This is a genomic window from Bdellovibrionota bacterium (assembly GCA_035292885.1).
Taxonomy (GTDB): domain Bacteria; phylum Bdellovibrionota_G; class JALEGL01; order JALEGL01; family DATDPG01; genus DATDPG01.
This window is the reverse complement of the sequence record DATDPG010000104.1, coordinates 1-10,284: the sequence shown is the minus strand read 5'-3', so window position 1 is coordinate 10,284 and position 10,284 is coordinate 1. Positions and strand designations below refer to the sequence as shown.

Genomic DNA, 10,284 nt, shown 5'->3' with positions numbered 1-10,284 from the left:
TGGCTGTGATCCGATTGCAGCAGGGAAATGTGCAGGAGGCGGAATCCATCCTTCGAAACATCATCAGCTCAAGCGTGCCCCATCTCAGCTCCGAAGTGGAGCTGTGGCGCCTGCTGTACGCTCATTACGGGAAGGTGGATGACGCCCGTCAAGGCCTTCAAGCGTTGCTTCAAACGAACGAGGCGGCTTTAAGCAATTACGACGCCGGCAGGGCGTGGCGGTACCTGGCGGAGATTGCCGAAGCCGGGAAGGATTCGGCCGGAGCGATCGCGGCGATGGAAAAATCGCTGCAAAAAGATCCCCTCAATCATGCGAATAGCTTTTATGTAGGTCGTCTGTTTATGGACAGCGGCGACTTCATAAAGGCGGAACAGCAATTCGGCCGGGCGTCGAGTCTTTCGCCCAATACTCCAGAGTACTTAATCTTCCGAGGGCAGGCGCTGCGTGAATTGGGAAAGAACGACGACGCATTAGGCGAGCTGACGAAAGGATTGGAAAAAGCCCCCGGGAACGTCAAAGGGCTCTACCAACTTGGCTTGGTACAGCGTGCCCTGGGCCGCATCGACGACGCCATTGCGTCGTTTGAAAACGCCCTGAAAAACGACCCGCGGCACGTCGATTCGATGATCGCTGTTGGGGAGCTCTATCTTAAGAAGGACAACTTCTCGATGGCGAATACGCAGCTACGGGCGGCGATCGCTTTGGTTCCGACCAATCCCAAAGCCCACAATGCATTGGGGGAAGTATTCTTGGTCACACGGAAACCGGCGGAAGCATTGGCCGAGCTGAAACTCGCCGAAAGAGAGGACATTCAAAACGCAACGATCCTCACCAATCTCGGCCGGGCCCATTTGGCGCTGGGCCATATCCAGGACGCCTCGAATCACTTCCAAAAGGCCCTCTCCGTCGACTCCACGCGAATCGATACACAGGTCGCTTTGGGAGAGCTTCAGCACAAACAAAAGGAATACACAAAAGCTCTCGAAACCTACCGCCGGGTCTTGGAGACGCAGCCGAAGGATTTTGATACCCGCGTGAAACTGGCGACCGTCCTGATCGACCAGCAAAGTTACCAAGAAGCGGTCACCGAACTTCAAGAAGCGTCGAAATACGGACCCAACTATTATCCGATCCATCTCCATCTGGGAGTGGCGTGGCGCGGAATCGGAAATCTGGATTCCTCCTTCGAGGAGTTGCAGCGGGCGATTCAGCTTCGTCCTTCCGATGCGGAAGGTCATTACCAGCTGGAGGTCACGCTTATTTTTAGGAACGACCCGATCGGCGCCGAAAAAGCCATGGATGCAGCGTTGGCGGCGGACCCGAAATTCATCGCTCCCCTCATGGCGCTGGGAGATTATTTCGACAGCCGGAACCTTTACCCGAAGGCCGCCGAATATTATTTGCGCGCCGAGAAGACCGAGCCGAGGAACGGTGAAATCCTGTTGAAGCTCGCGAATTCTTACATGCGCGACGGGAATTCCAAACGGGCCAAGACCTATTTCCAGAAAACGCTCCAGGTGAATAAGAAAAGCGCCGACTCGTACGTGGGCCTGGGACTCATCGCGGAAGAGGAAAAAGAGCGGCAAGCCGCCACCAACTATTACAGACAGGCCCAGTCCGTCGATCCCAACGACCCGCGCCCGTATTATTATCTCGGATTCATTTATCGGGAGGCCAATCAGAAACAGGCCGCGATTTTGGCGTTCAAAAAATATTTGAAGCTCGACCCTCAGTCGAAAGAGCGGGAAGACATTGAGGATCAAATCTACTCCTTGACTCACTGAAATGGACTATCGTTTCGTCGAGCTAAATCGAGAGAGGCTCTCAAGGGCGCTCAAGGCGCGCGGAGTCGGTCCCGAGTTATTAATCAAACTGGATGAATTGGGGAAGAGACGGCGGGAACTCCAAGCCGACCATGACCAGAAGCGAGCCCGACTCAATTCGCTTTCGGCGGAGATCGGAAAACTTCAGAAAGAAAAGAGGGAGCCGAAGAAAGCGGAGGAACTTAAGGCTCGGTCCTCCGAGCTGAAGAGAGAGATCCAGGTCTGCGAACAAAGCTTCGCCACGCTGGATGCAGAACTGAGTGAAGAACTGCTCTATCTTCCAAACGTACTTCACGAGAGCGTCGCCGAAGGGAAGGGCGCGGCCGACAATCCGGTGGTTCGAACGTGGGGCGAGCCGAAGAAACCTGTGCCGAATCCGAAATCGCACTGGGAGCTGGGCGAATCGCTCGGTATTTTGGATTTTGAGCGGGCCGCCAAGGTCACCGGTGCGCGATTCGCGTTTCTTCGCGGCGCCGGCGCGCGCTTGGAGCGGGCCCTGATCAACTTCATGATGGATCTTCATCGAGGCCGCGGCTACGAGGAGATCTGGCCGCCTTTTTTGGTGAATCGCAGCTCCATGGTTGGGACGGGGCAGCTGCCGAAATTCGGTGAAGAGGCGTTTCGAACCGCCGATCCTGAATTTTATTTGGTTCCGACCGCGGAAGTTCCGGTGACGAATCTCTTCCGAAACGAAACGCTGGTCGAACCCGATCTTCCGATTTCGTTCGTGGCGTTCAGCCCCTGTTTTCGGCGGGAGGCCGGTTCGTACGGGAAGGATACAAAGGGGCTCATTCGCCAACACCAGTTCGATAAGGTGGAACTCGTCAAGTTCACGACGCCGGAGAGGTCGTACAAAGATCTTGAAACGTTGACCGCCGACGCGGAGGAAGTGCTGCGACAATTGGAACTTCCATACCGCGTCGTCGGTCTGTGCAGCGGCGACATCGGACACGCATCGGCGAAGACGTACGACATTGAAGTTTGGTTGCCGGGGCAGGGGGAGTATCGGGAAATTTCCTCCTGTTCGAACTACGAAGATTTTCAGGCGCGCAGAGCGGAGATCAAATACAAACCGAAGGCGGGCGGAAAGCCTCAGTTCGTTCATACGTTGAACGGTTCCGGCTTGGCGATCGGCCGAACGCTCATCGCGATTCTAGAAAATTGCCAGAAAGAAGATGGGTCCGCCGTGATTCCTAACGCATTGGTTCCCTATTTCGGGTCCGCAAAGATAGCTAGGTAAGGTGCTTAATCCCACCGACTGATTAAACGCTTCTCAGCCAATTTATGGGCCAACGCGAGTAGGACTCTTCGATTGACATAGATCTTGTTTTTCCCAGTCGTGCCATACAAGCCGTATTCTTTTGGCAATGACTTGAACTCAGACGAATTCTGGATCTCCTTCAGCAATTTCAAAAAGTCCCGTTTCGCCTTTTCGTTTCCTCCGTCCACAATCTTTGCCCAGTATGTTTCTAGAGCATGGATATATCTGGTCTCAATTTTCGTTGCAGCAATGGTAGTATCAACGGCGACTTCTCCCGCACTTTCGCGAAGGCGGCGATCTGCCATGTTCATAATCGCTTTTAATTCAGGAGAGGAAGTGTCGCCGACAACGGGCACCTGAATTCCCTCAAAATCGACGAAATGGATCGGAGACGAACTATTCGAGGCCTCATTAATAATTTCCTGTACTTCATCCAGGCAGCCGCGAATCCATTCTTTCTTAGCTTCCTCGGCTGAAGCGGTGGAAAGCATGGATTTGGTTCCGTCTTCCCATCGCACCTCAACTTGCGAATGGCTCACTTTGATCGCGTTACCATGGCGGACGAGGCCGTTCTGTTGGACCTGCACCACAATATGGCCCTTCTTTATCCCGCGAAATGAAGCATTGTACATTCGGAACGCGTAATTCACTTTCTGTTCAAACGTACCGAATAATTTGATCAAGGCTCCTTCGGACACCATGAACCCCTCTTTGCCCAATATCCCTTTGGATTCGGCTTGAGCCGTTTTCAACATTTGTTCTATGCGGCTTTTGTCTACATGCGGAAAAACGCGCAAATTCCCCTGAGTGTATTCAACCATAACCGTGCCAGCGAAATCGAAGTCAAACACTTCGCCGACGGTCACCTCCCCTGTGTCGAGAATCACGGGGACTTTCATACCTTTTACGATTTGAATTGGAGCGTCCCGGCCGGGCGCCACGGAAGATGGTAAGGTCTCGGGGAAATGATGCTTGGCTAGATTTTGTGCGGCTTGCGAGCTGCCAGGGTTTTCGTCGCGCATCAAATGTCCGATCTCATTCGCGCGCGCGCTATTAGGACCTGGGGGAGTGTTGGCAAGTGCTTCAGCGAGAGGGCCGTTGAGGATCTCTTCAATTGCGGCTCGGTCGTTTGGATCGACCTCAAAAAGTTGGCGAAGGGCTTCGAGCAGTTTGGGAGGGCACTCATCTGCTGCTCGACTTGAATAAGGTGGGACGAAGAACAGGCCGGCGGACAGAACGAAGATAACCATTTTGGCCGTTACTCGCGACGACTGTGTAAATCGCATCATCTGCCAATCCTCTAAAATGAAGCTCCGGCAAGGCAGGCTCGAACCGCCCGCCCCGCACCCGGGATTAATGTCTCCAGGATATCGTCCGTCGCCTCCGCGGCCCGGCCCGCTTTGGATACTTTGGCAGACGCACGAACGACATCGGCTGCTTCGTCGACGATGCGCGCATTGCGGGAAAGGCGAATGATCGCGGCCGCTGCGATCCAAACATCAACTGGCGCCGTGAGTGTCATGGCCGCGCCAAACAACGTCCACCCGTACTCACTCTCGGCCTCGTTTAGTGTAGTCAAGTCAGCCAAATGGGCGGCAAACAACATCCGAGTCAGATACAAACGTTCTCCGGTTTCCTTCATTCGGGCGATATCGTAGATGCCCATCCCGAGGCCAAACACGGCGCCGAAGCCTCCTGCATATGCAGCGACCATGGGGTATCCCACCCATAATGCGCCCGCCGAAAGGACGAGGGCGACAGCCGACACGATGACCCCACCGATCACGAGCTTTTTCTTGGCATTGACCCACCACTGGGATGCGTTCGCAACGTGACAAAATGAAACCAAGTTCACATCAGAGCGGCTCGACCCATCTCTTACAAGCGCGTGCAGGGAGTTTCTGACTTCACGAAATTCCAGAATCTTTTCCGCTTCCATCTCGCATAATGAGGCAAGACCCGCCCGAATCTGCCCCGCAACTTGAATTGCGGCATTGTTGAAGGTGCCTTCGAAATCATTGACGCCGGAAGAAGGAACCGAATATGCACCTCGTTTGATCATTTCGCTCACATGCGCATCCACGAGGCGATCCCTTTCGTCCATTACTGCATTCACCTGCGATTCGGATAGACTTGGCCCAAGCTGTAAAAGAGGATCTGACAATTTGGCTCGCAAGATCTTCATATCTCCGCGCCAGAGGCGTGGAAACATATCCGCGTAGCGTGTAGACAAACTCCTCTCGTCCAAAAGTACTACCGCTTCACCGTAGCGGCCGTATTTCGTACCTTGATCGTGGCGCGGTTCGCTGATTGTTTGAACAACATAGGGATTGTCCCCTTTTATCTTTTCGATTCTCTTTGAAATTCGGTCGTAAAGTATGGAGTTGGGTCTATCCGGCGGGGTTCGTTCGCCATTGAAGCCGGACAGAAATGTACTCACCGTTTCGCCCCAGCTGCTCCAATATGGTGAGGCGGCTTGGTAAAAATAAATCTTCATGGAATCCGCGAACGCTTGCGGGATCAGTATCCGCCGATTTCGCGTCCTTTTTTTCGGATCGGACATCATATTGGCCCGAGCGAATTTGCGTCCCTCCTGAATTGTCCGAGTTACGTCCGCATTGTTTTGCACGCACGCGGTTGGAACCGTCATGTAGTTATGAAAATTATCCTTCGTTGCTTCCGCCCAGTTCGCTGTATTGTTGTCATCGATGGCGTTTGGCACGCGGGCGCCCGAAGCCGGAGCCACCGTGGCTATAAGGCTGGCCCAAAGCGGAACAATGATTTTTGCTACCGTCGCCTGAGACATGTCACCGATGGTTTCTCTTTCTTCAAACGTTGGGTTGTCCTCCTGGCCTCGACACGAAGCTCGGACCGCCTCGTCGTCGAGGAGTCGTTTGAGATTCGCCAGTTGATTGGCATCAAACTTTGCTAATTCTTGAGTTTGCGGTGGGTGGACCTGTTCAGAGGCTGCCGCGGCTTGCGAAGAAAATGGACCGGGAGTCGTCTCAACCAGAACAGAAAACGCGGTTACAAACGAAACAAGGCGCCGCAAGCACATCGCAAGCTCCTTAGGTTTTCCATTTCAGCCCGGGACTCAATGGTTTTCATTCGGAATGCAAGATGTGCAAGTCACATGCCGGTGACCGGCTATTTAATCCACTGTAATTATTGATTAAATTGTCCATTTTTTGCGGCGCATGTGAAATATGAGGCAAGCGTGCCGTGGCCCGCGTTCCTTGGAGAGTCCTGCTTTCCACGAAATGCGACGTCGATTGGAGGACACAAAGCCTCCACATGCGGGTGTTCCAAAAATAATCCTTTAATTCCAAATACATTCACGAATAGCAGGGGATGGGGAGTGGTACGGCCCCTGCAACGGTTCGCTGCGGGGCATGGTGTCGGCCGTTACACAATTAATTTTTCTCCTGGTCTTGCCCTGGGTGGAATCCGCCCGAGCGCAAGAATTTCTTGAGCCCGATCCGCGCAGGAACGGTGCGGTCGTCGTGAACACCTGGGAAAAGGCCGCAGACTGGTCCCAACTTTTCATCGCCGAATCTCGTCAGGAGAATCAAGGCCTCCCACCTGCGGCTATGGAAGAGGTGCGCAAGCTGACGAATTCCTACCGCCAGGCCCTCGAAAAAAAGGACCAAGATTCGATCGATCGGCTCAAACTTTGGTTTGAAATTTATGCCGCTCGAGGAGACGCCCTTCAATCCCTTCCCAATTTCCGTGAATGGTTCCAACAGCACGCGATTCGCTCCGGCGGACTTTACGAAAAAATGGAAGAGTTGGAACGCAAAGTTACAGGTCCGCAAAGCGAGTATTTGTCTGCGCGCTGGTTACAGGCGCGCACGGACGGACCGTTCACTGGTCTGTAAAACTGGGTGCCGGACTCCTCGTGCCGGGGAGCGATTCGATGATTGAATCTTACGAGACGGGACATCGCCCCGCCTTTCGTACCGTGGTGTGGGACCTGATCTTGATCGTTCCCAAGCTCGCCGGTTGGGGCTTTGCCGCCAAGGGGAGCGGATGGCTTCTAAAATGGTTGAAGATTACGGGCGAGGCGGCTGAAGCCGTTAACGAAGCCGAAAAGTTTCTCAAGGCAAGCAAGGTTTTAAAGACCATCCTGCAAATCGATTCCGTGATTGAAATCGGCAGAGATCCCTACCTCCTCTACGCATCCTATGCGGGCGTGCGTGATGTCTTGAAAAAAGGGGTGGCGAACGCTTCGACGGAAGAGCTGGTTTCTCTGGGACTCAACAGTTTTTTCCTCGTCGTTGCCGGGGCGACCGCGCGTGCGCGAATCAATATTCTTAAAGAGATCGCGCAAACCGTTGAAGTTCAAAGTCGCTGGCAGTTAGCGCGAGTCGGAGCTCAGCTCGCGTTCCAAGGGTTCGCCGTTCAGCCGGATGGAACGATTCTTCTCATGAAAGGTACGCCGGAGCCTCCGGGAGGACGAACGCGGGTTTCAAAATCGCCCGGTGAAGGAGGAGCGGCGCCGAAGGAACCGGTCTCGCCGCCGGCCGCCGATCCGAATGTTCCGTCGCCCTCGGAAACGTCAGCGGCGAAGAAAGGGGCGGTATCTTCATCTGAACCACCACTAAGGCCTCTTCTCTCCCACCTCCCCAAGCCGATACAGGATTTTCTAGGGGGCGCAAAGGAGGATGCGCGGTCTGTTTATTTGAGTCCGCTAGGGGAGAAAATGCTCGTCGAAACACCCACAAAGAAAGGATCCCGGCACGAGTTATTCGAATCGGCGAACTCCGGCCGTGAGAAAGCTCCCGCAAAATCAAAACAGGGCTTCAAAGAGGCATGGAAGAATGCCCGAGGCGTCGCTTTCTTGAAGAATGGAAAGAGATACTTCTGGTTTGAGGATCTGGCGGGGGTCCTTCCCAAAGAAGTGGTTGGAGATGGCCTGCTTCTTCTAGGCAAGGGGGGGATAAAATATGTTTTTCTCCGCTTTAACCGGGAAGCGAATCGACTGGAAGCCCTCTACCTATATCCGCCCCCCTTTCATGGTTTTTTGGAACTTGAAATTAGAGCCACAAAAGCGGCGCGGGAAGCTTTGGGTTTTGAAGATCTTGAGATTTACGAAACGCATCTTATGGTCGATCCGATTACGGGAAAAGAGGCACAAGGCCCAATGGAAAGGATGACGACCGTTTCGTATGCAACGGCAAAAAAGCGCTCGGACATCACACTGGACCGGCTCACGGCCGGGCAAATCGAAAAATTAGTGCCGGGCAATCTGGTGGCCATATGGTACGACTACCTGAAAAGGTACTGGGATTCCGGTTACGTGTACTTGGATCGCGTATTTGATGCCACCGTTTTCGGCAAAGTTCGGGGAAAAGAAAATCAGCCGCTTCTTGCGGATTTGAACCTTGTGAACTCTGTTCCGGGCTCGGTTCCTGTTCTTGCGGACGGCACGCGGGGACCGATCTTCCCCGTCGATCTACGGCATATGGTCGACTTTATGTGCGATGGAAAGGTTGCTCTGGCGCTGAAGGGGGTTCGGCGCGATCGATGGGCCTATGCGCTGGACGACGTTTTGTTTGAGCATGGTTTCGACGCATTTTTGGATCCGTCACTTCCCGTTCCCGCGGCGAGGCGAGCTCTGATCGATGAGCTCCAGGCCGAAATCCTCCGCCACCCGGATGTCGCCCATGAGGAAGATTTGGCGCTCGCTGTAGCTGAGAGATTGCTCCGGGCTTCCGAACACGGCGCCGATGTGCTGGGGACCCTGGATTCTCGAAATGAAATCTTCCTAGCTCTGGATCGATACCTCGAAATCGTCCAGGGAGTTCCGAGCACAACCTGGTCGTTTGCGAATCGTTCGGTGTACCTCCGTTTTCTGGGTGAAATCGGCCGACAGGACATTGTGGAATTGCGCGGCCTTTCAAGAGATCCAAGTGTGCCCACCGGAGTGAAACTGGACCCGGTTCCACCCAACTTCGCCACTTCCGCAACTCCGACACTGGGAAAGATTGGCTTACCCTATGCCGGCATAGAGGGAGCGACGCTAAGACAGGAGCTGGAAAACGGGATCCGGACCCTCGCCGAAAACCCGGTTCGCCGCGCAGAGATTGGATACGAATTAGGTCTTTTTCTCGGCACTCTGCAGAAGGAATCAGATGTTGTGTTCACTCACTTACGAGCGCTCTTGGATCAGGCAGACCTGACCTCCATTTTGATTGATGTCGTTCGGTCCAATCGCCAAGGAGCATTTCGGAACGTGCTTAAGGGGAATGGAAATAAACTCGGCTTTTTCAAGAAATTTCTCGGCTGGTATCTTTTCCCGGAAGCAGGGCTTTTTGATGATTCCGTGGCTAAGCCTCCGGCCTTAAACGAGATCGGCGCGAAAAGTGACAGGGGACGGGCGAACAAAATACGGTTGGGTCCACCGGCGGGATGGACGCAAGGCGACTTCCCTGCGGCGCATTACCTACCGGCGGAACGCTATTTTGAATATCGAAACATCCTCGTGCCTTCGGAGCATATTGGAGCGGTGAAACGACTCTATTCCCGTTTAGGCAAAGCCCGAAACGGGCATTCCAATGGGTCGGATTTCGTTTTGCCGTCTCTTTGGGAAAATGGCGGGGGCGTGTCCATCGCTGAACTTTCTGAATTGGGCTTCTTCCGGATTTCGTCCCCCGGATCCGCCCGGCCAATTGCGAGAATGAATCGAAACGGTGAATTTGAAATCCTCGATATGCCTGCGGATGCGAGTGCGGTGCAACGGTTAGCTGATGCGTTTAGGGCCCTGGCGCGGAGTACATTAGCGGAAGAGCAGGGAATCCTGGGCGCGATGTACGCTTTATTCTCGGCAGACGGAGAGTGGATCACTCTTGCTCGCGGCTTGGTCCGGGGCGAGAATCATTTGACCGTCTTGTTGCCCGACTTGACTTCCACGTCGCCCCCACCGACAAATTAGGGACCGGAGGAGTGGCCGAGCGGTTCATGGCACCGGTCTTGAAAACCGGCATACGGGAAACCGTATCGGGGGTTCGAATCCCTCCTCCTCCGCCATTTTGGGTTTTTTCCGGCGCGCGCCAGGATGTCCCAGGGTTTTTCGTAATCAAACCGCAGCCTTTTCGCCGAAATGTGGAAGTTCGAGCCGAGGGAAACGAGGAATTTTTTCTGCGATTCCAAATCTCCCTCGATCGCGATCCTTTCCGCGCTGTGGGCCTGGATGAAAAA

The 10,284-nt window shown here is 54.1% G+C and carries 6 protein-coding genes and 1 tRNA gene; 5 read left to right on the top strand and 2 right to left on the bottom strand.

Annotation, left to right across the window (positions count from 1 at the left end):
• Both VI895_08315 and serS read left to right on the top strand, forming a co-directional pair.
• A partial coding sequence (locus VI895_08315) for a tetratricopeptide repeat protein (protein ID HLG19800.1) occupies window positions 1-1,784 on the top strand: 1,784 nt, incomplete at its 5' end.
• Window position 1,785: 1 nt separating this feature from the next.
• The gene (gene serS, locus VI895_08310) at window positions 1,786-3,063 is read left to right on the top strand and encodes a serine--tRNA ligase (GenBank protein ID HLG19799.1); all 1,278 of its coding nucleotides are present in this window, start codon (window positions 1,786-1,788) and stop codon (window positions 3,061-3,063) included.
• Between the two features lie 5 nt (window positions 3,064-3,068).
• Here the strand turns inward: serS and VI895_08305 are convergent, their stop codons facing one another.
• Together VI895_08305 and VI895_08300 are read right to left on the bottom strand one after the other, a co-directional pair.
• Window positions 3,069-4,334, bottom strand: coding sequence for a hypothetical protein (locus VI895_08305; protein ID HLG19798.1), 1,266 nt, complete (start codon window positions 4,332-4,334; stop codon window positions 3,069-3,071).
• 50 nt (window positions 4,335-4,384) lie between these two features.
• The gene (locus VI895_08300) at window positions 4,385-6,142 is read right to left on the bottom strand and encodes a hypothetical protein (protein HLG19797.1); all 1,758 of its coding nucleotides are present in this window, start codon (window positions 6,140-6,142) and stop codon (window positions 4,385-4,387) included.
• A gap of 334 nt (window positions 6,143-6,476) precedes the next feature.
• On the opposite strand from VI895_08300, the gene VI895_08295 reads away from it, so the two are divergent.
• The 3 genes from VI895_08295 (at window position 6,477) to VI895_08285 (ending at window position 10,113) form a co-directional block, all read left to right on the top strand.
• A complete protein-coding gene (locus VI895_08295) occupies window positions 6,477-6,962 on the top strand; it encodes a hypothetical protein (protein HLG19796.1) in 486 nt (161 codons plus the stop codon).
• A gap of 38 nt (window positions 6,963-7,000) precedes the next feature.
• Window positions 7,001-10,018, top strand: coding sequence for a hypothetical protein (locus tag VI895_08290; GenBank protein ID HLG19795.1), 3,018 nt, complete (start codon window positions 7,001-7,003; stop codon window positions 10,016-10,018).
• Window positions 10,019-10,023: 5 nt separating this feature from the next.
• Window positions 10,024-10,113, top strand: a tRNA-Ser gene (locus VI895_08285).
• The last annotated feature ends 171 nt before the right edge of the window (window positions 10,114-10,284 follow it).